This window comes from Shinella sp. Sh6 (genome assembly GCF_055392685.1).
In genome coordinates this window covers 3,244,474-3,269,520 of sequence record NZ_AP044005.1, presented here as the reverse complement: position 1 = coordinate 3,269,520, position 25,047 = coordinate 3,244,474, and the positions used below count along the sequence as shown (strand labels likewise).

Genomic DNA, 25,047 nt, shown 5'->3' with positions numbered 1-25,047 from the left:
GGACGACATGAGCGAACAGCATAGCCGCGCCTATTGGGAAGAACGTCTTGCCGGCCTCTCACTGGCCCGCGGCCATTTCATCGACGGCAGGGCGGTGCCTGCCGTTTCCGGCCGCACCTTCACCCGCATGCGCCCGATGGACGGTGCGCCCGGCGCCGTGCTGGCGCAAGGGGATGCGGCGGATATCGACCGGGCGGTCGCCTCCGCCCGCCGGGCTTTCGCCAGCGGCGTCTGGCGCGACAGGGAGCCGTTGGAGAAGAAGAAGAAGGTCATGCTGCGCTGGGCGGAGCTGATCCGCGCGTATGGCGAGGAACTGGCGCTTCTCGAAACCCTCGACGTCGGCAAGCCGGTTCAGGCCTCGCTCGGCGTCGACGTGCGGCTCTGCGCCGAGGGCATTCAGTATTACGGCGAGGTGATCGACAAGATTTATGACGAGATCGCGCCGACGGGGCCGAAGGCGCGGGCCCTCGTTCGCAAGGTGCCGCTCGGCGTCGTCGGGGCGATCACGCCGTGGAACTATCCGATGATCATCGACGCCTGGAAGCTGGGGCCGGCCATCGCCGCCGGCAATTCCGTGGTGCTGAAGCCGGCGGAGCAATCCTCGCTCTCGGCGCTGCGGCTGGCCGAGCTTGCCGTCGAGGCCGGGCTTCCCGCCGGCGTCTTCAACGTCGTCACCGGCTTCGGCACGGAAGCCGGAAAGCCGCTCGCCCTGCACATGGATGTCGACATGATCGCCTTCACGGGGTCCACCGTGGTCGGCAGGCTGATCATGGGCTATGCGGCGCAGTCGAACCTCAAGCGCGTGGCGCTGGAGCTCGGCGGCAAGTCGCCGCTCGTCGTCTTCGAGGATGCCGATCTCGATGCCGCGGCGAGCGCCGCCGCCTGGGGCTGCTTCTACAATTCCGGCGAGACCTGCCATGCCGCAACGCGCCTTCTCGTGCAGCGCCCGGTACAGGAGAAGCTGATCGCGAAGATCGAGGCGGTGACGAGGCGCGAGATCGTGCTCGCCCATCCCTTCGAGCCCACGGCGCAGATCGGCGCTCTCATCGAGGCCGCGCATATGGAAAAGGTGCTCGGCCTGATCGAAGCGGGGGAGAAGGAGGGCGGCCGGCGCGTCTTCGGCGCGGAGCGGATGCTTGCCGAGACCGGCGGCTGGTATGTCTCGCCGGGCGTTGTCACGGATGTGACGAACGACATGCGCATCGCCCGGCAGGAGATTTTCGGCCCGGTGCTCGCCGCCATCGCCTTCGATACGGAGGAGGAGGCGCTCGCCATCGCCAACGACACGATCTACGGCCTTGCCGGGGCGGTCTTCACCCGCGACATGGACCGGGCGCACCGCTTCTCCGAAGCCATCCTTGCCGGTACGGTGTGGATCAACACCTACGACATGTCGAATTTCGCGACGCCCTTCGGCGGCTTCAAGCAATCCGGCTTCGGCCGCGACCGCTCGGTGCATGCCATCGACAAATATTGCGACTACAAGACGATCTGGCAGCAGTTCGGCTGAGGAGGAGAAGGCATGAGCCGCATCGTTTCCATCGCGATCACCCATCACCGCCTGCCGCTCGATCCGCCCTTCAAGGCGAGCTGGGACGGGCGGCCGCGCCGGCATTTCGACGCGACCATCGTGCGCGTGCGCGACGACGACGGCCGCGAAGGCATCGGTTCCGGCGACCTCATGAAGGGCTTCGAGGGACACGAGGACCTCTTCGTCGGCGAGGACCCGCGCCGTCTCGAACGGCATTACGAGGTGCTCTCGCACATCAATTTTCACTATGGCCGCTGCTGGCCGCTCGACCTTGCGCTCTGGGACCTTGCCGGCAAGGTGACGGGCGAGCCGGTCTGGCGCATGCTCGGCGGGCGGGCCGACCGGGTGCGGCTCTATGCGTCCTCGGGTGTCCTGCGCGATCCCGCCGCCATGGCCGGGCAGGCGGAGCGCTATATCGCCGAAGGCTTTCCGGCGATGAAGGTGCGTTTCTCCGCCTCCGCCGGCGGGCGGAGCGGCTGGCGCGACGACGTGAAGGCGCTGGAAGCGATCCGCGCGCGCGCCGGCGACCGGCTGGAGCTGATGGTCGACTGCAACCAGGGTTGGCGCATGCCCTGGGACACGATGCTGCCCTGGACCTTCAAGGACGCGCTCGCTGTCGCGCGCGAGCTGGAGCGGCTCGGCATCTACTGGATGGAGGAGCCGCTGCACCGCTCCGACCGCAAGGGCATGAAGGCCTTGAAGGAGGCGACCGATATCCGCATCGCCGGCGGCGAGATGACGCGCGAGCTCTCCGAGTTCCGCGACATCATCGAGGAGCGCGCCTTCGACGTGATCCAGCCCGACGTGGCGCTGGTCGGCGGCATCACCGGCTGCCGGCGGCTCGCCTTCCAGGCGCGCGAGGCCGGCGTCGCCTTCACCCCGCATTCCTGGACGAACGGCATCGGCGTGCTCGCCAATGCGCACCTGACGGCGGGCGCCGGCGATGCGCCCTTCCTCGAATATCCCTATGACGCGCCGGAATGGAGCGAGGCGCGCCGCGACTACCCGCTGAAGGCGCCGCTCCGCCACGAGAACGGCTGGCTGCTGCTCGGCGAGACGCCGGGCCTCGGCATCGCGCTCGACGAGGAACGGCTTGCGGCGACGCGGATCGGCTGAGACGCTTCGCCCCCTTGACATCCGCGCCCCGGAAGCCGACTTCACGGGGGACAGGACGCGAAGGAGAAAGCCATGAGCGAGGCAGCCCGCACGACGATCGACCAGGCTGAAGTCGACCGCTTTTCGGCGATGGCCGCCGAATGGTGGGACCCGACGGGCAAGTTCCGTCCGCTGCACAAGTTCAATCCGGTCCGCCTCTCCTATGTCCGCGATCTCGTCTCCGCCCAGTTCGGCCGCGACCCGAAGGCGCATCGCCCGCTGGAGGGCCTGCGCATCCTCGACATCGGCTGCGGCGGCGGCCTCCTCTCCGAGCCGATGGCGCGCATGGGGGCCGACGTGCTCGGCGCGGACGCGTCCGAAAAGAACATCGGCATCGCGAAAGCCCACGCGGCGGGCAGCGGCGTTCCGGTCGATTACCGCGCGGTGACGGCCGAGGCGCTGGCGGAAGCCGGCGAAACCTTCGATGTGGTGCTCAACATGGAAGTGGTCGAGCACGTCTCCGACGTCGATTTTTTCCTCACCACCTGCGCCTCCATGGTGCGCCCCGGCGGCATGATGTTCGTCGCCACGATCAACCGCACGCTGAAGGCGGCGGCGCTCGCCATCTTCGCGGCGGAGAATGTCCTGCGCTGGCTGCCGCGCGGCACGCATCAATACGAGAAGCTGGTGCGCCCGGAAGAGATCGAAAAGCCGCTGACGGCCTCGGGCCTCGCCGTCACCGACCGCACCGGCGTGTTCTTCAATCCGCTGACGAACCAGTGGAACCTGTCGAAGGACATGGACGTCAACTACATGCTGGTGGCCCGCCGCGCTTCGGCCTGATCAGTTCGTATCGTCGGGCAGGATGGGCAGGGGCGCGACGTCGACGCCCTCTTCGAGGAGATCGCGCACGTCCTCAGCGGAGGCCCGGCCGATCAGGCCGCGCTGCTCGGCCTCGCCGTAGTGGATCTTGCGCGCCTCCTCGGGGAAGCGCTCGCCGACATCTTCGGAATTGGCGCGGATGGTGGAGACGATCTCCCGGAGCTTCGTCATCATCTCGCGCTGGCCGGTCTGCACGGTCAGTTCCTGCCGGTGTTCCTTCTTGCGGGCGGTGGAGACGGAGGGCGCCATCAGGCGCTTGGCGACATGGGTCGAGCCGCAGGTGGGACAGGAGACGAGCGCCATCTCCTGCTGGCGGTCGAAATCGTCCGCCGAGCCGAACCACCCCTCGAAGGCGTGCCCGTTGTCGCAGGAGAGTTCATAGCGGATCAAGCGGCAACGCCTCCTTTCGCGGGTGCGTCCGTCACGGCAAGGGTGAAGGCGCGCCCGTTGCGCAGGTTGGGGATCTTGTCATGCGCGGCCTTCACGGCGGCGGTGTCGACCTCGGCGAGCACGACGGCTTCGCCCGTGCCGCCCGCGGAGGCGAGAACGCGGCCCCAGGGATCGACGATCATCGAATGGCCGAAGGTCTCGCGGCCGTCCTCATGCACGCCCGCCTGTGCGGCGGCGACGATGTAGACGCCATTCTCGATGGCGCGGGCGCGCAGCAGGATCTCCCAGTGCGCCTCGCCCGTCTGGCGTGTGAAGGCGGCGGGAACGGAGATGATTTCGGCGCCGGCCTGGGCCTCGGCCTTGAAGAGCTCCGGAAAGCGCACGTCGTAGCAGATGGCGAAGCCGAGCTTGCCGAAGGGCAGGTCCGCCATGCGGGCGACGGCGCCCGGCGAATAGACCGCGCTCTCGCGCCAGCTCTCGCCGTTGTCGAGATCGACGTCGAACATGTGGATCTTGTCGTAGGTGCAGATGCGCGCGCCGTCCGGGCCGAAGAGGAAGCCGCGGTTGGCGACCTTGCCGTCCGCAAGGGCGATCGCCGTGGAGCCGACATGGAGATGGATGGAAAGCTCGGCGGCGAGTTCTGCCGCGGCGGCGACCACGAGGTCGTCGGCCTCCTGCCGCAGGATGGCGCGCAGGCCCGAGCGGTCCTTCCGGAGGGCGCCGGTCATCTCGGGCGTCTGGACATAGACCGCGCCCTTTCCGGCCGCCTCGCGCACGAGGCGCCGCATCGTCTCGACGTTGCGGACGGGATCGGTCCCGGAGCACATCTGGATGGCGGCAATCGTGGCGGTCATGGCGGGTCTCCTCAGGCGGCGAGCAGCGCGTCGAGCTCGCCGGCGCGCTCCAGCGCATGCAGGTCGTCGCAGCCGCCGACATGGCGCTCGCCGATGAAGATCTGCGGGAAGGTGCTGCGCCCGTGCGCGCGCTGGATCATCTCCTGGCGCACCTCGGGCGCATGGGTGGCGTCATGCTCCTCGAAGGCGACGCCCTTCGTTTCGAGAAGTTTCTTCGCGGCGCTGCAATAGCCGCAGAACTGACGCGTATAGATGACGACGGGGACCATGCGCTCCTGCTCCGAACCTTGAAAAATCATCCTTTCATATAGGTCCGGGAAGGGCCCTTGCAAAGGTCAAAACGGTGACGTCCGCAGCGCCCGCCCGCTTCAGGGCCCGGGTGACGGCGGCGACCGTGGCGCCTGTCGTGTAGACGTCGTCGACCAATACGACGCGGCGGCCGAACAGCGCCTCGCGGCCTTCCGGCGTGACGGAAAAGGCGCTGCGCACGTTCTCGGCGCGGGCGCGCGGGCTGAGGCCGATCTGGCGGCGCGTGCGCTTCGTGCGGCGCACGGCATCGATGAGCACCGGCGTGCCGGAGAGCGCGGCAAGGGCCCGGGAGAGCTCGGCCGCCTGGTTGAACTTGCGCCAGATAAGGCGCAGGCGATGGAGCGGGACGGGAACGATGACGTCGGCCGCCTCGACCGCGCCGTCGCCGGCGCGCAGCATCCACCCGGCCATCATCGGTGCGAGATCGGTGCGGTCGCGGTATTTCAGCGAATGGACGAGGTTGCGGGCAAGGTCGTCGTAGAGGGCCACGGAGCGCAGGCGTTCGAAGGGCGGCGGGTTGGCGATGGCGTCGGCGCTGAGGATGCCGGGGCCGAGATCGTGCGAGAAGGGCGTGCCGAGCACTTCGCAATAGGGGCGCTCGATGAAGGCGAGCTTCGACCAGCAGCCGGGGCAGAGGCCCGCCCCGCTGCCGAGGAGCACGCCGCAGCCGGCGCAGGCCGGCGGATAGACGAGGTCGAGGGCGGCGCCCGCAAGGCCGCGCAGCCGGCGGGCAAGGCCCTGCCGGATCGGGACTGTCGACAATGCCGCGGCCTCGATTTCGCCCATGCGGTTGACAATAGCCGCAGTTAGCGGCCAAAGCGAAGGAATTGCGAACGGGATCGCCGCGATGGAAACGCTCTTCGACCAAGCCCTCATCGACACCAACCGGCTGCGCGCGCTCAATGGCGGGCCGGCGGATTTCCTGCTCGACGTGGCGGCGCGGGAGCTTGCCGAGCGGCTCGGCGTCATCGAGCGCCATTTCGACCAGGCCGTCGAGCTGCACGGCCATACGGGTGCCGCCGCGCGGGCGATCGCCGCGACGGGCAAGGTCGGCACGATCGAGCGGGTGGAGAGCGATCCGCGCTTTGCCGGCCCCGGCGAGACGGTGACCGTTGCGCCGCTGGAGACGGTGCCGCTGGAGCCGCAATCGGTGAACCTCATCGTCTCGCCGCTCTCGCTGCACCTGACCAACGACACGCCCGGCGTCTTCGTGCAGATCCGCCGCGCCCTGAAGCCGGACGGGCTGTTCGTGGCGGCCATTCCCGGCAGCGGCACGCTGCAGGAGCTGCGCGAGGTGCTTCTGGCGGCCGAGAGCGAGGCGACGGGCGGGGCGAGCCCGCGGGTCATTCCCTTCCCGGACGTGCGCGATATCGGCGGCCTCCTCCAGCGTGGCGGCTTCGCCCTGCCGGTGACGGACACCGAGACCTATACGGTGCGCTACGATTCGATCTTCCCGCTGATGAAGGACCTGCGCGCCATGGGCATGGCCAATCCGCTCACCGGCCGCAGCCGCCGGCCGCTGGCGCGGGGCGTGCTGCTGCGCGCGGCGGAGCTTTATGCCGAGCGCTTCTCCGATCCGGACGGGCGCATCCGGGCGACCTTCTCGATCATCTACGTTTCGGGCTGGGCGCCGCATGAAAGCCAGCAGAAGCCGCTGAAGCCGGGCTCGGCGAAGATGCGCCTTGCCGATGCGCTGAAGCAGGCGGAGCGCAAGTAGGCCTATTCGGGCGCCTTGATGCGGTTGCTGAGCTCGCCGAACATGTTGTTCAGCGTATCGCTGAAGGACGAGAGGCCGGCGAGCATGCCGACGGAGATGAGCGCGGCGAGCAAGCCGTATTCGACCGCCGTGGCGCCGGCCTTGTCGGCGAGGAATGATTTCAGCAGCTTCGACCTCATCCGATCTCCCCGGCGCGCCGCGCCCATAAGCGTGTTCAGCAGCCGCCGGCCGTGCCCGTGCCGTTGACGATGCAGACGGCGCCCGGCATTTCCTGCAGGACGGAGCGGCGCACCGTGTAGCGCTTGCCGCCGGCTTCCTTCGGGATCGAGCCCGTCGAGATCATGTCGAATTCGTCCGGTACGTTCGCCATCATGCGCTTGTCCGACTTGGCGGACAGGACAGGGGTGAGGACCAGCGCCAGGGCGATCACGGCCGTGCCGAAGAGGAGCGCGAGATTGAGCGCGCCGGTCCGGGTATCGCCGGCCGGCGTGAAATCCTTCTCCTGAACGGCTTTCCAGAAGTCTTCGTCACGCATCACAAGGTCTCGCAGGCATTCAACGTTCAAAGCCGATCTTTGAACGAGGGTGCTAAACGTTTGCTTAACGCAGGCCGGAAAATTGCGGGTAGATCCCCAGGGATCAGCCTAGAGGAGGTCCATCAGGAAGGGGATCAGCGGCTCGTCGGCGGGGGGCATCGGGTAGTCGCGCAGCGCCTTCGGGCGCACCCACTTGATCGCCTGGCCTTCGCGGCCGTGCGCCGTGCCCTCGAAGCGGCGGCACACATAGAGCGGCATCAGGAGATGGAAGTCGTCATAGGTGTGGCTGGCGAAGGTGAGCGGGGCAAGGCACGGGATCTTCGTGGTGATGCCGAGCTCCTCGTCCAGTTCGCGGATCAGCGTTTCCTCCGGCGTCTCTCCGGGTTCGACCTTGCCGCCGGGAAATTCCCACAGGCCGGCAAGCGTCTTGCCCTCGGGACGCTGCGCCAGGAGGACGCGGCCGTCCGCATCGACGAGCGCGCAGGCGGCGACGAGGAGGATGCGGCGCTGTTTGGCGATGATGGTCTCGGTCATGCCGCGGCTGGCCCCCGGTAGCTGTATTCGTAGACGGCGGCAAAGCCGGCGCGTCGGTAGAGCGCGAGGGCGGCCGCATTGTCCGCCTCCACCTGCACCCAGGCTTGGCGGGCGCCCTTGAGCTTTGCCCAGCGCAGGCTGGCATGCAGGATCGCGGTGCCGAGGCCCCGGCCGCGCCGTTCCGCCGCCACGCCGAGCTGGAGGATGCCGGCAAGATCGTTGTCCTGCACCGCGATCGTCACGGCGGCCGGGCCGAAGCCCGGCTCTTCGACGATGAAGAGGCCGGCCTCCGGCTTGATGGCGTTGATGATCTCGGTGAGGCCGGGCTTGAGGGCCGGGTCGTCGCCGGCCACGCGGATGCGCGCGTCGACGAAGCGGCCGACGTCGCGGCTCGGCAGGTGGTCGAGGCCCTCGTCGCGGGGAAGGGTGGCAAGGTCGGCCGTCATGACGACGGTGCGGCCGATATCGGCCCAGCCGGCCTCGTCCATGTAGGCGATGAGCTGCGGGGCGGCGAGCGGCGTCTGGCGCACCAGCAGCGGGCGGCCGTAGTCGGCAAAGCGTTTCGCCGCCTTTTCCAGGCGGATGTCGATGTCGCGGATATCGGACGGGTCGAGCGGGTTGACGGAGTTCAGCCGGCGCGAGGGGTGGCCGGCGGTCAGCCGGCAGAGCCAGCTTCCGTCATACTGCACGGTGGCCGCGGGCCAGGCGCGGAAGCCGACGGCTTCCAGCCGGCGGACTTTCGGGAGATCGCTCATCGTCGTTTTCTGTCCGGAAGGGGTCACGCTGTCCGGGCCTCTGTTTCTCTCGCAGGCGCTTTAGCTGCGGTAATCGCCGTTGATCTCGACATATTCCTTGGTGAGGTCGCAGGTCCACACCGTGGCGCGGCCGTTGCCGAGGCCGATCTCGACGCGCACCGGAATGTCCTCGCGCTTCATGACGGCGGAGGCCGCGTCCTCGGAATAGGCGGGATCGCGCTCGCCGTCGACGGCCACGCGCACGTCGCCGAACCAGATGGCGAGGCGGTCGCGGTCGGCCATCTCGCCGGACTTGCCGACGGCCATGACGACGCGGCCCCAATTGGCGTCCTCGCCGGCGACGGCGGTCTTGACCAGCGGCGAATTGGCGATGGAGAGCGCGATGCGCTTGGCGGCGGCGTCGCTTTCGGCGCCTTCGACGGTGACTTCCACCATTTTGCGCGCGCCCTCGCCGTCCCGCACGACCTGCAGCGCGAGGTCGCGCAGGAGATCGGTGAGCGCCGTGCGGAAGCCGTCGAGCGCGGCGTCGTCGGCCGTCACGGGCGCCTGGCCGTCGGCGGCGGCAGCGCCGGTGGCAAACAGCATCAGCGTGTCGGAGGTCGAGGTGTCGCTGTCGACGGTCACGGAATTGAAGGTCGGGCCGACGCCGGCCGAAAGCAACGATTGCAGCACGGGGGCCGGAATGTCGGCGTCGGTGACGACGAAGGAGAGCATGGTCGCCATGTCGGGCGCGATCATGCCGGCGCCCTTGGCGATGCCGTTAATGGTGACGGTGACGCCGCCGAGGCTTGCCGTGCGGGTGGCGACCTTCGGATAGGTGTCCGTCGTCATGATGGCCTTTGCGGCCTCGAACCAGAAGTCCTCGGTGCCGGAGGCGGCAAGGCCGTCGAGCACGCCGGAGAATTTCGTGGCGTCGAGCGGTTCGCCGATCACGCCCGTCGAGGCGAGGAAGACTTCGCCTTCGCTGCAGCCGACGGCCCTTGCGGCGGCTTCCGCCGTCATCCTCGTCGATTCGCGGCCCCTGCGGCCGGTGAAGGCATTGGCATTGCCGGAATTGACCACCACGGCGCGGGCAACGCCGCCGGGAAGGTTCGCACGGCAGAAATCGACCGGCGCGGAGGGGCATTTGGAGCGCGTGAAGACGCCGGCGACCGCCGCGGGGCGGTCGAAGACCATCATCAGGACGTCCGTCCGGTTCCTGTACTTGATCCCCGCGGCGGCGGTCGCCATGCGCACGCCGCGCACCGGCGGCATGTCGGCATAGGTTTTCGGGGCGAGCGGGGAAATCGAGCCGGACATTCTTGCCTTCCTGCTGGAAAAAGAGGCCCGGCATTTGCCGGGCCGTTGCCGTGTCTTACTGCTGGCCTTCGGTGGCCGGTGCAGCCTCGCCTTCGCCGTCCTTGGCTTCGGCTTCCGGCTTGTTGACCGCGTCGTAGGCGGTCTTCAGCGCGGCGTCCGTGATGTCGACGGGGGCCGCGGCCTTGGCCTTTTCCAGGAGGTCGAGATACTTGTCGCGCATGACGAGCTGGCGAACCTGGCCTTCGACCTGGTCGAGCGCCGGGGGCTGCTGCTTGCGCTTGTCCTCGACCTTGATGACATGGTAGCCGAACTGCGTCTTCACCGGGGTCTTGGTGTAGGCGCCCTTTTCAAGGGCGAAGGCGGCCGCTTCGAATTCCGGCACCATGCGGCCCTTGGCGAAGTAGCCGAGATCGCCGCCTTCCGACTTGTTCGGGTCGGTCGACTTTTCCTTGGCGATTTCGACGAAGTCCTTGCCGGCGTCCAGCTCGGCGATGATCGCCTTGGCCTCGTCCTCGGTCTTGACGAGGATGTGGCGGGCGCGGATCTCGTCCTGCGGCTCGATGGCGGCGACTTCCTTGTCGTAGCGCGCCTTCACCTCTTCCGGGGTGACGGAATCGACGACGTGCTTCTTGAAGTAGGCGTTGTGCAGCTCGCGGTCCGTCAGGAAGGCGAGGCGCTGCTTGAAATCGGCCGTATCCTGCAGGCCTTCCTTGCTGGCGTCGGCGGCAAGCAGCTTGACGTCGATAATGGAGGAAAGCGCGGCGACGCGCTTCTGGTCGTCCGGCAGGTTGGCGAGCTGCGGGTCGAGGCCGGCCATCGCGAGCTTGAGTTCCGATTCGTGGATCTCGGTGGCGCCGACCTTGGCGACGACCGGGTCCGCCGCGGCGTCTTCCGCGCGGACGCCGCCGGCGGCGGCAGCGATCGCGATGAGGGCAACTGCCGCAAGCTTGCTATACTTCAACATATCGAAAAGACCTTTCACATCCTCGCCGGAATCGGGCCGATATCCGGTGCCAGACGGCTCAACACCACCAGAATGTGGCAGTTGTGCAACCGTCTGAGCCGTTGACATCATTCGACCCCCCTCTTATCTGTCACGCAATCCCGCGTCCAGAACAGTTTCCGGGCGTTTCACGGCTTTGCGCGCAATTATCGTGCGACCTGTCACGCGCCGGGCGCCCAGAAAGAAAGGACCATCCTGATGGTCAGCCTCGGCGGCATTGCCCGCAAGTTGTTCGGTTCCTCGAACGATCGCCGCGTCCGCTCCTTCAAGTCCCGCGTCGACGCCATCAATGCGCTCGAGCCCGAGATGAAGGCGCTTTCCGACGAAGCCCTTCGGGCGAAAACCGTGGAATTCCGCGAACAGCTCGCAAACGGCAAGACGCTCGACGACATTCTCGTGCCGGCCTTCGCCGTCGCCCGCGAGGCTGCCTTCCGCGTCCTCGGCCTTCGTCCCTTCGACGTCCAGCTCATCGGCGGCATGATCCTGCACGAGAAGTCGATCGCCGAAATGAAGACGGGTGAAGGCAAGACGCTCGTCGCCACGCTTCCCGTCTATCTCAACGCGCTGGCCGGCAAGGGCACGCATGTCGTGACGGTCAACGACTACCTCGCCACCCGCGACGCGGCGCAGATGGGCCGCGTCTACGGCTTCCTCGGCCTTTCGACCGGCATCATCGTGCACGGCCTCGACGACGAGCAGCGCCGTGCGGCCTACGCCTCGGACATCACCTACGCGACGAACAACGAGCTCGGCTTCGACTACCTGCGCGACAACATGAAGTACGAGCGCAGCCAGATGGTCCAGCGCGGCCACTTCTTCGCCATCGTCGACGAAGTGGACTCGATCCTCGTCGACGAGGCGCGCACGCCGCTGATCATCTCCGGCCCGCTCGACGACCGTTCCGATCTCTATACTACCATCGACGCCTTCATCCCCATGCTGGACGAGGCGGACTACGAGATCGACGAGAAGCAGCGCTCGGCCAACTTCTCCGAAGTCGGCACGGAGAAGCTGGAGAACCTGCTGCGCGCGGCCGGCCTTCTCAAGGGCGAATCGCTCTACGACGTCGAGAACGTCGCCATCGTCCACCACATCAACAACGCGCTGAAGGCCCACAAGCTCTTCACCCGCGACAAGGACTACATCGTCCGCAACGACGAGATCGTCATCATCGACGAATTCACCGGCCGCATGATGCCGGGCCGGCGCTATTCCGAAGGCCAGCACCAGGCGCTGGAAGCCAAGGAAAAGGTCACGATCCAGCCGGAAAACCAGACGCTGGCCTCGATCACCTTCCAGAACTATTTCCGCATGTACGAAAAGCTCGGCGGCATGACCGGCACGGCCGCGACGGAAGCGGAGGAATTCGGCAACATCTACGGCCTGGACGTGGTCGAAGTGCCGACCAACCTGCCGATCCAGCGCCTCGACGAGGACGACGAGGTCTATCGCACGGCGGACGAGAAGTACCAGGCCATCATCGAGGAGATCAAGGCGTCGCGGGCAAAGGGCCAGCCGGTCCTCGTCGGCACGACCTCCATCGAGAAGTCCGAGCATCTTGCCGAGCTCCTCAAGAAGGCCGGCTTCAAGGATTTCCAGGTCCTGAACGCCCGCTACCACGAGCAGGAAGCCTATATCGTCGCGCAGGCCGGCGTGCCGGGCGCCGTCACCATCGCCACCAACATGGCCGGCCGCGGCACGGACATCCAGCTCGGCGGCAATATCGACATGCGCCTCGAGCGCGAGCTGGCCGACATGGAGCCGGGCCCGGAGCGTGACGCCAGGCGCGAGGCGATCGTCGCCGAGGTGAAGAAGCTGAAGGAGCAGGCGCTTGCCGCCGGCGGCCTCTACGTTCTCGCCACCGAGCGCCACGAAAGCCGCCGCATCGACAACCAGCTTCGCGGCCGCTCCGGCCGCCAGGGCGACCCGGGCCGCTCGAAGTTCTTCCTGTCGCTGCAGGACGACCTCATGCGCATCTTCGGCTCCGAGCGCATGGATTCCATGCTCCAGAAGCTCGGCCTCAAGGAAGGCGAGGCGATCGTCCACCCCTGGATCAACAAGGCGGTGGAACGCGCGCAGAAGAAGGTCGAAGCCCGCAACTTCGATATCCGCAAGAACCTCCTGAAGTACGACGACGTGCTCAACGACCAGCGCAAGGTCATCTTCGAGCAGCGCATCGAGCTGATGGACAGCGAGAACCTCACCGAGATCGTCGCCGACATGCGCCACGAGGTCGTCGAGAACCTCGTGCACATGCATATCCCGGAAAACGCCTATGCCGAGCAGTGGGATGTCGCCGGCCTGAAGAAGGGCGTGCTCGAGCAGCTCAACCTCGACCTGCCCGTCGACGCCTGGGCCGCCGAGGAAGGCATCGACGAGAAGGACATCCTGGAGCGCCTGAGGGCGGCCGTCGACGAGGCCGCCGCCGACCGCGCCGAGCGCTTCGGCCCGGAAATCATGACCTATGTCGAGCGCTCCGTCCTGCTCCAGACGCTGGACCACCTGTGGCGCGAGCATATCGTCAACCTCGATCACCTGCGCTCCGTCATCGGCTTCCGCGGCTATGCCCAGCGCGATCCGCTGCAGGAATACAAGGCGGAAGCCTTCGAGCTCTTCCAGGCGCTTCTGGCGAACCTGCGCCAGACCGTCACCGCGCAGCTGATGCGCGTGGAGCTGGTGCGCCAGGCCGCCGACGCGCCGGCCCCGGTGCCGCCGAGCATGGAAGGCCATCACATCGACGGCACGACCGGCGAGGACGACTTCAACGAGGCCGCAGGCCCGATGGACGCCGCCGTCGAGCCGGAGAACCGCGACCCGAACGACCCCTCGACCTGGGGCCGCGTCGCGCGCAACGAACCCTGCCCCTGCGGCTCCGGCAAGAAGTACAAGCATTGCCACGGAGCCTTCGAGCAGGCCTGACCGGACGGGGGAATAAAGTCCCTTTCTGCCGCTGGCATCTCCTCCACAAGAGCAGGGTAATCGCCTATGGCGGGCGGTTGCCTGTTTCCCCTTCTCCCCGCCGGGGAGAAGGTGGCCCGAAGGGTCGGATGAGGGGGCAAGCGTGCCGAATTTCGCCTGCGCCTGCGGCTCCCCCTCGTCCCGCTGCCGCGACCTTCTCCCCGAGGGGAGAAGGGGCTGGTGGCATATGTCGAACTCCCTATCCGATTGCCCTGCCCTTAAAGGGAGATGCCGGCAGGCAGAGAGGGTCTTTTCACCGTTATCCAACCGTTTGTTAACCCTGATCTGACAAGACTCCCCTCGGTGAGTTTTGCGTAGCGTTCGGGTTCCTGTGTTGATGGCGGTCATTCAATCGGCGGAGAGGTTGCTGCCATCGGGCCTGCGCGGCAAGGCTGAGCCGCTGCTGCGGGCGCTTGCCGGCAGCGATCCGCACAGCCTTGCCCAGCGCATGGCGCTCGCCGCCTTCGCCATCCGGATCGCCAGCGCCGCCATCGCCTTCCTCACGCAGATCGTCCTTGCGCGCGTGATGGGCGAATTCGAATACGGCATCTTCGTCTTCGTCTGGGCGCTCATCGTCATCGTCGGCGACATGTCCTGCCTCGGCTTCCACACGACGGTGGTGCGGTTCCTGCCCGATTATGCCGGCCGCAGCGCCCATGCGGAGATCCGCGGCCTCACCTCGACCGCCCGCATCTTCGCCATGCTCTCCTCCACGACGCTGGCGGCTGCCGGCTTCCTTTGCCTCTTCCTCTTCCGCGACACGGTGACGGACTATTACGTCCTGCCGCTCTTCATCGGCCTCTTCTGCATGCCGATGATCGCGCTCGGCGATGTCCTCGAAAGCACGGCGCGCGCCCATAGCTGGGCGCTGGTGGCGCTCAGCCCCACCTATATCGTGCGTCCGCTGCTCATCCTCGTCTTCATGGTGGCGGCCGTCCGGGCCGGCGCGCCGCATACGGCGCTGACGGCGATGGTCGCCGCGCTCGCCGCGACCTACCTCACGACGGTCGTGCAGTTCTTCAACATCCTCTACCGGCTCGGCCGGCGTTATGTCGCCGGTCCCCGCAAGGTGGAATTCTCGCTCTGGATCCAGGCAGCGCTGCCGATCTTCCTTATCGAGGGCATCGGCTTCCTGCTCACCAATTCCGATGTCATCGTCGTCGGCCTCTTCCTCGATCCGGAGAGCGTCGCCGTCTATTTCGCCGCCGCCAAGACGATGGCGCTGGTGCATTTCGTGTTCTTCTCGGTGAAGGCCGCCGCGGCGCCGCGCTTTTCGGCGCTCTTTGCCGCCGGCGACCGGGTGGCGCTCGCCCGCTTTGCCGGCGAGACGGTGCGCTGGAGTTTCTGGCCGTCGCTGGCCGTCGGGTTCTGCGTGCTGGCCTTCGGGCACCTCCTTCTCTCGCTCTTCGGTCCGGCCTTCACGGCGGGCTGGGAGCTGATGTTCATCCTCTTTTCCGGCATTCTCGCCAAGGCGCTGGTCGGGCCCGGCGAGGTACTTCTCACCATGTCCGGCGAGCAGCGGCTCTGCGTCGTCGTCTATGCCGTGGCGCTTGCCGCCAACATCGCCTTCAACGTCACGCTCATTCCGCTTTTCGGCATCGAGGGCGCGGCCATCGCCACGGCCGGCGCCATGGTCGTCGAGGCGCTGCTGCTGCACGCCGCCGTGCGCACGAAGCTCTCCATCATCCTCTTCGCCTTCGCCAATCCGGTGAAGGCGAGCCTCATCGACGGGACGGACCACCATGACCGATAGCCACGGCTTCGACCACGCCATCGCGGCAGGGCGCGCCCAGGCCGTTCTGCCGCCGGCCGCACCCGGCGCGCAGCCGCCGGCGGACCAGCGCATCGCCGTCGGCCGGCCGGGCCGCTCGCTCGCGCTCTATCCGGCGACGGCCGGCTACGACCTGCAGCAGGAACTCGATTTCCTGTCCAACCGCGTCATGGAGGCGAACGTCTTCTTCACCGGCCGCTTCCTCGCCCCGGCCATGCCGCGGCTGGAGGACCGCACCGTGCGCCTTTCCGTCATCCGCGACGAGGGCGCAGGCCGCAGCCGCATCCGCCTGCTGATGCCGTTCTCCGTGGAGAAGCCGGGCTTTTCCATCGGCTCCAGCATCCTGCGCGCCTGGTCGAACCCGTTCGGCCCGCTCGGAACGCCGCTGGTCGACGCGGAAGACGCCGCCGAGACGCTCGACAATTTCCTGGAAGCGCTGGGCGGATCCGGCACCGGCCTGCCGCCCATCCTCGTCCTGCCGGACCTTCGCCTGGGCGGCCCGTTCGCCCAGCTGATGCGCGCCGTCGCCATCGGCCGCAACCTGCCCGTCACGGTCACCGACACCTATCGCCGGCCGATGCTGGAAAGCCTGCTCGACGGCCAGGCCTATCTCCAGCACGCCATCTCGCCGGAGCATTTCCGCGAATTGCGCCGGCAATGGCGGGGGCTCGACCGGCTGGGCGTGCTGAACTACAACGTCGCCCGCCAGCCCGCCGACATCCGCCTGCGCATGGAGGAGTTCCTGCTGCTGGAAGCCGCCGGCTGGAAGGGCAAGAGCCGCACGGCGATGATCAACGACCGCTATCGCGCCGCCTTCGCCCGCGAGGCGATCGCCAACCTCGCCGAGACGGACGGCGTGCGCATCCATACGCTCGACCTCGACGGGCGCGCCATCGCCTCGATGATCGTCTTCCTCGCCGGCGGCGAGGCCTATACGTGGAAGACGGCCTATGACGAGGATTTCGCGAAATATTCGCCCGGCAAGCTGCTCGTCGCCGAGCTCACCGAATGGCATCTCGACGACGCCAATATCGCCCGCTCGGATTCCTGCGCGGTGCCGGACCATCCGGTGATGAGCCGGTTCTGGGAGGAGCGCGAGGACATGGGCACGCTCGTCATCGGCCTGCAGCAGAACCGCGACCGCGACGTGCGGCAGGTGGCGACGCAGCTCCACCTCTACCGCAACACGCGCAATGTCGCGCGGCTGCTGCGCGACAAGATCCGCTCGCTGGCAAAACGCTAGAGCATTTCCAGCCGAAGCGAAGCCGCTTCGGCGCCGGACAATGCGAAAATGCTCTAGGCGGCGGCCGAGGCCTCCTCCGCCGCGCGCTTGCGCAACAGATGGCGGATGACCTTGCCGGAGGTCGTCAGCGGCAGGGAATCGACGAATTCCACCTCGCGCGGATATTCGTGCATGGAAAGGCGCGATTTCACCCACTCGCGGATATCGGCCGCCAGCGACGCCGAGGGCGCATGGCCGGGCTGCAGCATCACATAGGCCTTGACGATTTCCGTGCGCACCGGATCTGGCTTGCCGACGGCGGCGGCGAGCTGCACGGCCGGATGGCCGGCAAGGCAATCCTCGATCTCGCTCGGGCCAATGCGGTAGCCGGACGAGGTGATGACGTCGTCGTCGCGGCCGAAGAAGGTGACGTAGCCGTCCGCGTCCATGCGGCCGAGGTCGCCCGTCGTCATCCAGTCGCCGATGAATTTCTCCGCCGTCGCCGTCTCGTTTCGCCAGTAGCCGAGGAACATCACCGGATCGGGGCGCTTCACGGCGACCTGGCCGACGGTGCCGTGCGGCAGCTCCCTGCCCTCGGCATCGACGATCGCCACCACATGGCCGGGGATGGCCTTGCCGATCGGCCCCGGCCGCGAGACGCCGAGCTTGCCGATAGAACCGAGCACCATGTTGCACTCGGTCTGGCCGTAGAATTCGTTGATGGTGAGCCCGAGCGTGTCCTGCACCCATTCCCAGGTCTCGCGGCCGAGCGATTCGCCCGCCGAAGCGATGGTGCGCAGGTTCAGCCGGTATTTTTCCCGCGGGTTGGCGACGCTCTTCATCAGCCGCAGCGCGGTTGGCGGGATGAAGGCGTTGCGCACGTCCATGTCCTGCATGATGCGGTAGGCCATGTCCGGGTCGAACTTCTGGCCCGGCGAGGAGACAACGGGCACGCCGAGCAGCAGCGCCGGCAGGAGCACGTTGAGAAGGCCGCCCGCCCAGGCCCAGTCGGAGGGCGTCCAGATGCGGTCGCCCGGCTGCGGCAGAAATTCGTGATGCATCTGGAAGCCCGGCACATGGCCGAGCAGCACCCGGTGGCCGTGCAGCGCGCCCTTCGGCGGCCCGGTCGTGCCGGAGGTGTAAATCATCATCGCCGGATCGTCCGGGCCGCTGTCGACCGCCGAAAAGGGGCCGGCATGGCGCGCCAGCATCTCGTGGAAGGACCTAGCCGCCGGATCGCCGGAAGGCTCCGTCGTCACGCGCAGGGCAAGGTCCGGCAGGTCGGCGAGGATCGGGCTCAGGCGCTCCAGCCCGAAACGGCTGGTGACGACCGCCTTCGCGCCGGCATTCCTCAGGCGGAAGAGGAGCGCATCGGCGCCGAAGAGCAGGGCGAGCGGCAGGGCGATGGCGCCGAGCTTGTAGATCGCCACATGGGCGATGACCGTCTCGAAGCCCTGCGGCAGGAGAATGCCGACACGGTCGCCCTTCCCGATACCCTCGGCGGCAAGCGCGGCGGCGAAGGCATCGGAGCGGGCGGCAAGCTCGCCATAGGTGAGCTCAAGGGGCGGGGCATCGGTAAGGAAGTGCTGGAGGCACACGCGGTCCGGCGCGCGCGCGGCCCATTCGTCGGAAACGGCGGTGCCGATGTTGAAGCGCCCGGGGATCTGCCAGCGGAAATCGCCGTAGAGCGCATCGTAGGTGGATCTTTCGGCGAGCATCCTGCCTCACTCCAATTTGCTGCAATGCAACTAGCATCTTGGAGGGGTGGCCGGCAATGGCGGCTTTTCGCGGGGCGTCAGAGCCAGGAAAGCCGGTTGTCGACCTCGGCGACGTCCTTGACGGAGGCTGCGATCTCCGTCGCGCGCCCGGCTTCCTCGGGCGTGCCGACGCTGCCCGAAAGCACGATCCGCCGCCCCTCGCAGGTCACGGCGATATCCGAGGCGTCCACGTCGCCGGCCAGCGACAGCGCATCGGCGACCGCCGTTTCGAGCCAGGCCGGATGGGGCCCGTCGAAATGCTCGGGCATCTCGCCCTTGAACGTACCTTCCTTGAAGACCATGACGCGCTCCTTCGGCTCGAATTGCGGGGAGAAAACGCAAAGCGGGCGAATATGTTCACCGCACGCAGCATAGACGGATTTGGATGGGGAAAACAGGCCTCGAAACGGTTGAGACCCAAGAGCGTGCACATCGCTCTCGGGTCCCCCTCACAACCGCGTCCGGGGGCGTTTGCGGTTGCACAGAAGGAATGCGGCTACGCAATATTTGTTCCCGCTAAAGAGCGAATTTTATGAGGAGGATGACGATCCGGCGTTCGGAGGCGCGCTGGCAAGGTTTGATGGTGCCCCATGCCGGAATCGAACCAGCACTCCTTTCGGAACTCGATTTTGAGTCGAGCGCGTCTACCAGTTCCGCCAATGGGGCACGGTACTTGTGAGCCATCGCCGTTTACACGAAGCGCCTGCGGGCGGCAACCGGCAAATCCGGCGAAGGGCACGATCACTTATCCGTGCGGTGCATTTACAATGCGGCGGCACCTGATAGAAATCGGCGCGGTTTCCGCCGGTCATTCGCCGGCTTCACTGGACGATCCCGATGACCGCATCTCTTTCCCGCAAGGCATCCGCCGGCCTTCTTTCCCTCGGCATGGCGGCGACCGTCGGCGGCGCGCTCGCCTTCGAGCATATCGGCGGCTACATTCCCTGCGCGCTCTGCCTGTTGCAGCGCGATCCCTATTACTACGGCATCCCGGTCGCGGTGGCGGCGCTTCTTTCCGCGCTCTTCGGCGGGCCCGTCTGGCTGACGCGGCTGCTGCTGGCGGTCGCGGGCATCATGATGCTCGTGGGGGCCGGCATGGGTGTTTATCATGCGGGCGTCGAATGGGGCTTCTGGGAAGGGCCCGCGACCTGCGCGACCACGGCGCAGGGTGTCACGCAGAATGCCGGCGACCTCCTCTCCGACCTCAATGCCAAGCACGGCCCGTCCTGCACGGAGGCTTCCTTCCGGCTCCTCGGCCTCTCCTTTGCCGGCTGGAACGTGATCGCGAGCCTCATCCTCGCCGCGATCGCCTTTTCGGGCGTGCGGTCCGCGAAAGCCTGAGATGCCGCAGCGCGTGAGGTGACCGTCGCCGCAGGGCCGTCCGGGCCCTTGCGGGGCAGGGTTCACGGCTGCAGTTCGACGTCCCAGTAGAGATAGTCCATCCAGCTTTCATGCAGATAGTTGGGTGGAAACAGTCGCCCGTTGTTGTGCAGATCCTGAACCGTCGGCTGGTAGGGCTTCTGATGCGGGAGCATACCCGCCTGTCTGGGCAGCTTGCTGCCCTTTCTCAAATTGCAAGGGGAGCAGGCGGCGACCACGTTCTCCCAGGTCGTCTCGCCGCCATGGGCACGCGGGATGACATGGTCGAAGGTCAGGTCGTGCGCCGACCCGCAGTACTGGCATTCGAACTTGTCGCGCAGGAACACGTTGAACCGGGTGAAGGCCGGGTAGCGGGAGGGCTGCACGTAGGTTTTCAGGCACACGACGCTCGGCAGGCGCATCGTGAAGCTGGGCGAGGAAACCGAATGGTCGTATTCGGCGATGATGTTGACGCGGTCGAGAAACACGGCCTTGATCGCGTCCTGCCAGGACCAGAGCGACAAGGGATAATAACTCAGCGGCCTGTAGTCAGCGTTCAGTACAAGAGCTGGCAGGGCCTGTGGTGAAACAGAAATCGTCAAGGGCTTCTCCTGATCGATTCGGCATCTGCCCTTCTATATTAGGCCCGTTGTTACAGCATTGTGAAGCGGGAAAGGAAAAGCGAAAACAAGGTATTTCGCGGGCTTCAGCCCTCCAGCACCGGGGCCACCTCGCGCCGCATCTCCCGCGCGTAATAGGCCCAGAACAGCCGGGCCGAGACGCCCCGCCAGGGCGACCAGGCGGCGGCGATCCGGTCGAGTTCCTGCGGGCTCGGCCGCATGGCAAGGCCGAGCGCGTGGGCGACGGCGTTCTGCAGCGCGATGTCGCCGGAGGGGAAGATGTCGGGGTGACCCCCGCAGAAGAGGAGATAGACGTCCGCCGTCCAGCGGCCGATGCCCTTGATCGCTGTCAGAGCGCGGGCCGCGGGGGCCGCGTCCATGCGGCAGACGGCGTCGAGATCGAGGTCGCCGCGATCGACCGCCTCGGCGGCGCGGCGCAGGGTCTCGGCCTTGGCGCGTGAGAGGCCGACGGCGCGACAGTCCGCATCGGAGAGCGCGAGGACATGGTGGGGCGTGATGTCGCCCGCCCTTTCCTCCAGCCGGTGCCAGATGGCGTCGGCGCTCGCCCGCGAGACCATCTGCGCGACGATGATGCCGGCAAGGCCGCGATAGCCCGGCGGAAGCCGGCGCAGCGGCACGGGGCCGGCCTTGTCGATGACGGTGAAGAGGCGCGCGTCGATGAGCGCGAGGTCGACGAGACCCGCGGCCACATCCGCATCCGTTCTGATCATGTGCAATTGCATGGTTTCAAGCGGCCCCGGCGCCTTTCACGGGAGTGACGCGACACGCCTCTTCGTGGCAGAAGACCTCATGCAACCTGCTTTGTCAAAGACTCGTGTCTTCCGTTTCGCGCCGAGCCCCAACGGCCTGCTGCATCTCGGCCATGCGCTGTCGGCGATGCTCAACCACGATCTTGCCGCCGCCTGCGGCGGGCGGTTCCTGCTGCGCATCGAGGATATCGACCCGGCCCGCTCGCGGCCGGAATTCGAGGCGGCGATCTACCGGGACCTTGCCTGGCTCGGCCTTTCCTGGGAGCAGCCGGTGCGCCGCCAGTCCGAGCATCTCGCCTTCTACGGTAAGGCGCTGGAGCGGCTGAAGGCGATGGGCGTCCTCTATCCGGGCTTCCTCAGCCGCGGCGAGGTGAAGGCGCGGGTGGAAGCGCAGGAGAAGGCGGGCGGCACCTGGCCGCGCGATCCGGACGGCGCGCCGCTCTATCCGACGGAGGAACGGCATCTCGGCCGAGACGAGGCGCTGGCGCGCATCGCCGCCGGGCACCAGCATGCCTGGCGGCTCGACATGGAGAAGGCCCGGGCGCTCGCGCCGGCCGTGCTCGACTGGCAGGAGGCGGGCGCGGGGCCGGAGGGCGAGACGGGGACGGTGACGGCACGGCCGGAGCGCTGGGGCGACGTGATCCTCTCGCGGCCCGATGCACCGGCGAGCTACCACCTCGCCGTGGTGCTCGACGATGCGGCGCAGGGCGTCACCGACGTGGTGCGCGGGCAGGACCTCTTCCACGCGACGGCCGTGCACCGGCTGCTGCAGAGCCTCCTCGGCCTGCCGGCGCCGCGCTACCGCCACCATGGGCTGGTGCCGGGGCCGGACGGGAATAAGCTCTCCAAGAGCAACAGGGATACGGGGATTGCGGCCTATCGCGAGAAGGGTTTCTTACCGCCGGACATTCGCGCCCTGCTCGCGGGCTATGGCCTCGTCCTCCATTGAGGGCTCCTCCGCCTCGCCCGCGCGCTGGCGGCGCACGCCGCGGATGCGGTCGAGGATCAGGTGCTTCACGCGGTATTTGAGGAGCGCCGCGTTGATCTCCGCGCCCATGATGAAGATCGCGCCGATCATGTAGAGGAAGACGAGCGCGATCATGATCGAGGCGAGGCCCGCATAGGTCGAGACGTAGTTGGCGAAGGTCGAGAGGTAGGAGGCGAAGGCATAGGCGCCGAGAGCCCAGAAGAGCAGCGTCAAGAGGATGCCCGGCAGGACGTCGGCGATGCGGCGCCGGCCGGCCGGCAGCCAGAGATGGGCGATGAGGAGGCCGATGAGCAGCACGGCCACGGTGCCGACGAGGCCCCAGCTCTCCACCCAGGAATAGACGTAGGAAAGCCACGGCAGCCAGTCGCCCGTGGCGCGCACGGCGAGCGGGGCGGCGACGAGCACGATGGAGATGACGGCGAGCGCCAGGACGCCGGCGATGACGAAGCCGAGGCTGGCAAGGCGCGTCATGTACCAGTAGCGCGTCTCGGCGACCCGATAGGCGCGGTTGAGCGAGATGCGCAGCGCCTCCACCCCGTTCGAGGCGAAATAGGCGGCCGCGAGCACGGAGACCGTCAGCAGCCCGCCGCGCGGGATCGTCAGCACGGCGACGACCTCGCGGGAGATCGGCGCGGCGATCGATTCCGGCCAGGTGTCGAAGATGAGGTGCACGGCGGTCTCGGCGAACTGGTCCGCGCCGAGGAAGGAGCCGAGCGCGGTGCCGAAGATCAGGAAGGGGAAGACCGCCAGCAGCGTCGAGAGCGCGACATGGCTCGCCATCGCCCAGCCGTCGTCCTCGGAAAAATGCCAGATCGCATCGAAGGCGACCTTGTAGGCACAGCGGATGGCGGTCGGCATCGGCAATTGTCCATTCCCTTGCGGCCGTTGCCGGCCGTCTCTCGCATTGTCTGCTCGGGGGGAATATGGGAAACGGAAGCGGATTTGTACAGGAAACGACCATGTCTTCTCCAAGCACCTGCCTGCCGAGCATCATCGTCACCGGCTGTTCCTCCGGCATCGGCGCTTATTGCGCCCGCGTGCTGAAGGCGGAGGGCTGGCGCGTCTTCGCCACGGTGCGGCGGGAGGAGGACCGGGCGAGGCTCGAGGCCGACGGCATCGAGACGCTGCTGATGGACTATACGAAGCCGGAGACCATCGCCGCCCTCGTCGAGACCGTGCTGGCGCGCACGGGCGGGCGGCTCGACGCGCTCTTCAACAACGGCGCCTACGGGCAGGCGGGGGCCGTGGAGGACCTGCCGGTCGAGGCGCTGCGCCAGCAGTTCGAGACGAACGTCTTCGGCTGGCACGACCTGACGCGCCGGGTCATTCCCGTCATGCGCCGGCAGGGGCACGGGCGCATCGTGCAGTGCTCGTCCATCCTCGGCATCGTGCCCTATCGCTGGCGCGGGGCCTACAACGCCTCGAAATTCGCGTTGGAGGGCCTGTCCCTGACGCTGCGCATGGAGCTTGCCGGCTCGGGCATCCATGTCAGCCTCATCGAGCCGGGACCGATCGCCTCGCACTTCACCGCCAATGCGCTGACACATATCGAGCGGGTCATCGACCTGGAGAATTCGGTGCACGCCGAAGAATACCGGCGGCAGTTGAGGCGCCTTCGCGGCGAATCGAAACCGGCGCGCGGCAAGCTCGGGCCGGAGGCGGTCCATGCCGTGCTGCGCCACGCGCTGACGGCGAGGAAGCCGCGGCCGCATTACGTGGTGACGCGGCCGGCAAAACAGGGCGTGCTCCTCAAGAAGCTGCTGCCGGCGGCGCTTTTCTACCGCATCATCGGCCGGCTCGGCTGACGCGGCGCGTCGTCGCAGGCCGAAAGCCCGCAAAATGCGTGCACTTTGCGCGGAATGCCCTATGTGATGAGGGCTGACAGAAATCAAACCGGATCGCTGGCATGTCTTCCTTCCTCACCTACCTGACCCTCGTCGTCATGGCCTTGGTCGCCCTCGTGCTCGTGCGCGGCCTCTTCAACATGCTGAAGGGCGGCAGCGGCAACACGTCGAACAAGCTGATGCAGATGCGCGTACTGCTGCAGGCGATCGCCATCGCGCTCATCATGCTGACGCTGTGGATCACGGGCGGGGGGCGCTGACATGGTCAAGCTCAACAAGATCTATACCCGCACGGGCGACAACGGCACGACCGGCCTTGCCGCCGGCCCCCGCCGCAAGAAGCATGATCTGCGCGTCGAATCCTACGGTGCGGTCGACGAGGCGAACTCCGCCATCGGCATCGCGCGCCAGCATCTCGCCGAGCATCCCCCGCTCGACCGCATGCTGATGCGCGTCCAGAACGACCTCTTCGACCTCGGCGCGGACCTTGCGACGCCGGAGACCGGCAAGAAGCTCGACTACGAGCCGCTGCGCATCGTGAAAGCGCAGGTCGACCGCCTGGAGCGGGAGATCGACGGGCTCAATGCCGACCTGGAGCCGCTGCGCTCCTTCGTGCTGCCGGGCGGCACGCCCGCGGCGGCGGCCCTGCATGTGGCGCGCACGGTCGCGCGCCGGGCCGAGCGGCGCATCGTCGCCCTTCAGGACAGCGAGGGCGAGGCGGTTTCGGCGGAGGCCGTCGCCTATATCAACCGGCTCTCCGACTTCCTCTTCGTCGCTGCGCGCTGGGTGAACGACCACGGCCGCACGGACATATTGTGGGTGCCGGGGCAGAACAGGTAAGCTCCCCGCAAAAG

27 protein-coding genes and 1 tRNA gene are annotated in these 25,047 nt (G+C 67.3%); 12 read left to right on the top strand and 16 right to left on the bottom strand.

Annotated elements, in window-relative coordinates:
• Positions 1–7: 7 nt before the first annotated feature.
• From ACZ5TO_RS15660 to ubiG, 3 genes are all read left to right on the top strand, one after another.
• Positions 8–1,510 (top strand): aldehyde dehydrogenase, encoded by a 1,503-nt coding sequence (locus ACZ5TO_RS15660; RefSeq protein ID WP_464798757.1) that lies wholly within the window; start codon positions 8–10, stop codon positions 1,508–1,510.
• A gap of 12 nt (positions 1,511–1,522) precedes the next feature.
• On the top strand, positions 1,523–2,647 hold the full coding sequence (locus tag ACZ5TO_RS15655; RefSeq protein ID WP_464798756.1) for a mandelate racemase/muconate lactonizing enzyme family protein: 1,125 nt from the start codon (positions 1,523–1,525) through the stop codon (positions 2,645–2,647).
• 72 nt (positions 2,648–2,719) lie between these two features.
• A complete protein-coding gene (ubiG, locus tag ACZ5TO_RS15650) occupies positions 2,720–3,469 on the top strand; it encodes a bifunctional 2-polyprenyl-6-hydroxyphenol methylase/3-demethylubiquinol 3-O-methyltransferase UbiG (RefSeq protein ID WP_464798755.1) in 750 nt (249 codons plus the stop codon).
• Here the strand turns inward: ubiG and ACZ5TO_RS15645 are convergent, their stop codons facing one another.
• From ACZ5TO_RS15645 to ACZ5TO_RS15630, 4 genes are read right to left on the bottom strand one after another with little or no spacing between them, the layout of a single operon-like run.
• Positions 3,470–3,898 (bottom strand): DUF1178 family protein, encoded by a 429-nt coding sequence (locus ACZ5TO_RS15645; protein ID WP_464798754.1) that lies wholly within the window; start codon positions 3,896–3,898, stop codon positions 3,470–3,472.
• Positions 3,895–4,752: a carbon-nitrogen hydrolase family protein gene (locus tag ACZ5TO_RS15640; RefSeq protein ID WP_464798753.1), complete on the bottom strand. Its 858-nt coding sequence runs from the start codon at positions 4,750–4,752 to the stop codon at positions 3,895–3,897. Before ACZ5TO_RS15640 ends, ACZ5TO_RS15645 begins: the two co-directional genes overlap by 4 nt.
• Before the next feature lie 11 nt (positions 4,753–4,763).
• Positions 4,764–5,021, bottom strand: a complete 258-nt coding sequence (grxC, locus tag ACZ5TO_RS15635) for a glutaredoxin 3 (protein WP_184146451.1) — start codon at positions 5,019–5,021, stop codon at positions 4,764–4,766.
• Between the two features lie 34 nt (positions 5,022–5,055).
• Positions 5,056–5,847 carry a ComF family protein gene (locus tag ACZ5TO_RS15630; protein WP_184146453.1) on the bottom strand — a complete coding sequence of 264 codons (792 nt, stop codon included), beginning with the start codon at positions 5,845–5,847 and terminating at the stop codon, positions 5,056–5,058.
• A 61-nt stretch (positions 5,848–5,908) separates the two neighbouring features.
• Here ACZ5TO_RS15630 and ACZ5TO_RS15625 point away from each other — a divergent pair, with 61 nt between their 5' ends.
• Entirely contained in the window at positions 5,909–6,778 is an 870-nt protein-coding gene (locus ACZ5TO_RS15625; protein ID WP_464798752.1) for a methyltransferase domain-containing protein, read from the top strand.
• A 2-nt stretch (positions 6,779–6,780) separates the two neighbouring features.
• Here the strand turns inward: ACZ5TO_RS15625 and ACZ5TO_RS15620 are convergent, their stop codons facing one another.
• The 6 genes from ACZ5TO_RS15620 to ACZ5TO_RS15595 form a co-directional block, all read right to left on the bottom strand.
• The gene (locus ACZ5TO_RS15620) at positions 6,781–6,957 is read right to left on the bottom strand and encodes a Flp family type IVb pilin (RefSeq protein WP_184146457.1); all 177 of its coding nucleotides are present in this window, start codon (positions 6,955–6,957) and stop codon (positions 6,781–6,783) included.
• A 35-nt stretch (positions 6,958–6,992) separates the two neighbouring features.
• A complete protein-coding gene (locus ACZ5TO_RS15615; protein WP_184146459.1) occupies positions 6,993–7,313 on the bottom strand; it encodes a hypothetical protein in 321 nt (106 codons plus the stop codon).
• 108 nt (positions 7,314–7,421) lie between these two features.
• Entirely contained in the window at positions 7,422–7,847 is a 426-nt protein-coding gene (locus ACZ5TO_RS15610; protein WP_464798751.1) for a (deoxy)nucleoside triphosphate pyrophosphohydrolase, read from the bottom strand.
• The gene (locus ACZ5TO_RS15605) at positions 7,844–8,602 is read right to left on the bottom strand and encodes a GNAT family N-acetyltransferase (protein ID WP_464798750.1); all 759 of its coding nucleotides are present in this window, start codon (positions 8,600–8,602) and stop codon (positions 7,844–7,846) included. Before ACZ5TO_RS15605 ends, ACZ5TO_RS15610 begins: the two co-directional genes overlap by 4 nt.
• Positions 8,603–8,662: 60 nt before the next feature.
• A complete protein-coding gene (gene argJ / locus ACZ5TO_RS15600; RefSeq protein ID WP_464798749.1) occupies positions 8,663–9,901 on the bottom strand; it encodes a bifunctional glutamate N-acetyltransferase/amino-acid acetyltransferase ArgJ in 1,239 nt (412 codons plus the stop codon).
• Positions 9,902–9,956: 55 nt separating this feature from the next.
• Positions 9,957–10,865, bottom strand: a complete 909-nt coding sequence (locus tag ACZ5TO_RS15595) for a peptidylprolyl isomerase (RefSeq protein ID WP_184146467.1) — start codon at positions 10,863–10,865, stop codon at positions 9,957–9,959.
• A 237-nt stretch (positions 10,866–11,102) separates the two neighbouring features.
• Between ACZ5TO_RS15595 and secA the strand changes: the two genes are divergently transcribed.
• The 3 genes from secA (at position 11,103) to ACZ5TO_RS15580 (ending at position 16,876) form a co-directional block, all read left to right on the top strand.
• Positions 11,103–13,823 carry a preprotein translocase subunit SecA gene (secA, locus tag ACZ5TO_RS15590; protein WP_464798748.1) on the top strand — a complete coding sequence of 907 codons (2,721 nt, stop codon included), beginning with the start codon at positions 11,103–11,105 and terminating at the stop codon, positions 13,821–13,823.
• Between the two features lie 376 nt (positions 13,824–14,199).
• Positions 14,200–15,615: a lipopolysaccharide biosynthesis protein gene (locus ACZ5TO_RS15585; RefSeq protein WP_464798747.1), complete on the top strand. Its 1,416-nt coding sequence runs from the start codon at positions 14,200–14,202 to the stop codon at positions 15,613–15,615.
• A complete protein-coding gene (locus ACZ5TO_RS15580) occupies positions 15,605–16,876 on the top strand; it encodes a GNAT family N-acetyltransferase (protein WP_464798746.1) in 1,272 nt (423 codons plus the stop codon). Before ACZ5TO_RS15585 ends, ACZ5TO_RS15580 begins: the two co-directional genes overlap by 11 nt.
• Positions 16,877–16,929: 53 nt before the next feature.
• Here the strand turns inward: ACZ5TO_RS15580 and ACZ5TO_RS15575 are convergent, their stop codons facing one another.
• The 3 genes from ACZ5TO_RS15575 to ACZ5TO_RS15565 all read right to left on the bottom strand — a co-directional run bounded on the left by ACZ5TO_RS15575 (position 16,930) and on the right by ACZ5TO_RS15565 (position 19,278).
• Positions 16,930–18,573, bottom strand: coding sequence for an AMP-binding protein (locus ACZ5TO_RS15575; RefSeq protein ID WP_464798745.1), 1,644 nt, complete (start codon positions 18,571–18,573; stop codon positions 16,930–16,932).
• 77 nt (positions 18,574–18,650) lie between these two features.
• A complete protein-coding gene (locus ACZ5TO_RS15570) occupies positions 18,651–18,914 on the bottom strand; it encodes a BON domain-containing protein (RefSeq protein ID WP_184145866.1) in 264 nt (87 codons plus the stop codon).
• Positions 18,915–19,193: 279 nt separating this feature from the next.
• Positions 19,194–19,278: transfer RNA gene (locus ACZ5TO_RS15565), tRNA-Leu, on the bottom strand.
• A gap of 171 nt (positions 19,279–19,449) precedes the next feature.
• On the opposite strand from ACZ5TO_RS15565, the gene ACZ5TO_RS15560 reads away from it, so the two are divergent.
• Entirely contained in the window at positions 19,450–19,953 is a 504-nt protein-coding gene (locus ACZ5TO_RS15560) for a disulfide bond formation protein B (protein WP_464798744.1), read from the top strand.
• A gap of 62 nt (positions 19,954–20,015) precedes the next feature.
• On the opposite strand, the gene ACZ5TO_RS15555 is transcribed toward ACZ5TO_RS15560, so the two are convergent.
• Entirely contained in the window at positions 20,016–20,573 is a 558-nt protein-coding gene (locus ACZ5TO_RS15555; RefSeq protein ID WP_464798743.1) for an HNH endonuclease, read from the bottom strand.
• Positions 20,574–20,677: 104 nt separating this feature from the next.
• Positions 20,678–21,328 (bottom strand): DNA-3-methyladenine glycosylase family protein, encoded by a 651-nt coding sequence (locus ACZ5TO_RS15550; protein WP_464798742.1) that lies wholly within the window; start codon positions 21,326–21,328, stop codon positions 20,678–20,680.
• A 73-nt stretch (positions 21,329–21,401) separates the two neighbouring features.
• On the opposite strand from ACZ5TO_RS15550, the gene gluQRS reads away from it, so the two are divergent.
• A complete protein-coding gene (gene gluQRS / locus ACZ5TO_RS15545; RefSeq protein WP_464798741.1) occupies positions 21,402–22,310 on the top strand; it encodes a tRNA glutamyl-Q(34) synthetase GluQRS in 909 nt (302 codons plus the stop codon).
• On the opposite strand, the gene ACZ5TO_RS15540 is transcribed toward gluQRS, so the two are convergent.
• Positions 22,257–23,207, bottom strand: a complete 951-nt coding sequence (locus ACZ5TO_RS15540; RefSeq protein ID WP_184145860.1) for a YihY/virulence factor BrkB family protein — start codon at positions 23,205–23,207, stop codon at positions 22,257–22,259. The genes gluQRS and ACZ5TO_RS15540 overlap by 54 nt on opposite strands.
• A gap of 101 nt (positions 23,208–23,308) precedes the next feature.
• On the opposite strand from ACZ5TO_RS15540, the gene ACZ5TO_RS15535 reads away from it, so the two are divergent.
• The 3 genes from ACZ5TO_RS15535 to ACZ5TO_RS15525 all read left to right on the top strand — a co-directional run bounded on the left by ACZ5TO_RS15535 (position 23,309) and on the right by ACZ5TO_RS15525 (position 25,033).
• Positions 23,309–24,154, top strand: coding sequence for an SDR family oxidoreductase (locus ACZ5TO_RS15535; RefSeq protein WP_464798740.1), 846 nt, complete (start codon positions 23,309–23,311; stop codon positions 24,152–24,154).
• Between the two features lie 101 nt (positions 24,155–24,255).
• Positions 24,256–24,453 (top strand): twin transmembrane helix small protein, encoded by a 198-nt coding sequence (locus tag ACZ5TO_RS15530; RefSeq protein WP_184145858.1) that lies wholly within the window; start codon positions 24,256–24,258, stop codon positions 24,451–24,453.
• 1 nt (position 24,454) lies between these two features.
• Positions 24,455–25,033 carry a cob(I)yrinic acid a,c-diamide adenosyltransferase gene (locus ACZ5TO_RS15525; protein WP_464798739.1) on the top strand — a complete coding sequence of 193 codons (579 nt, stop codon included), beginning with the start codon at positions 24,455–24,457 and terminating at the stop codon, positions 25,031–25,033.
• The last annotated feature ends 14 nt before the right edge of the window (positions 25,034–25,047 follow it).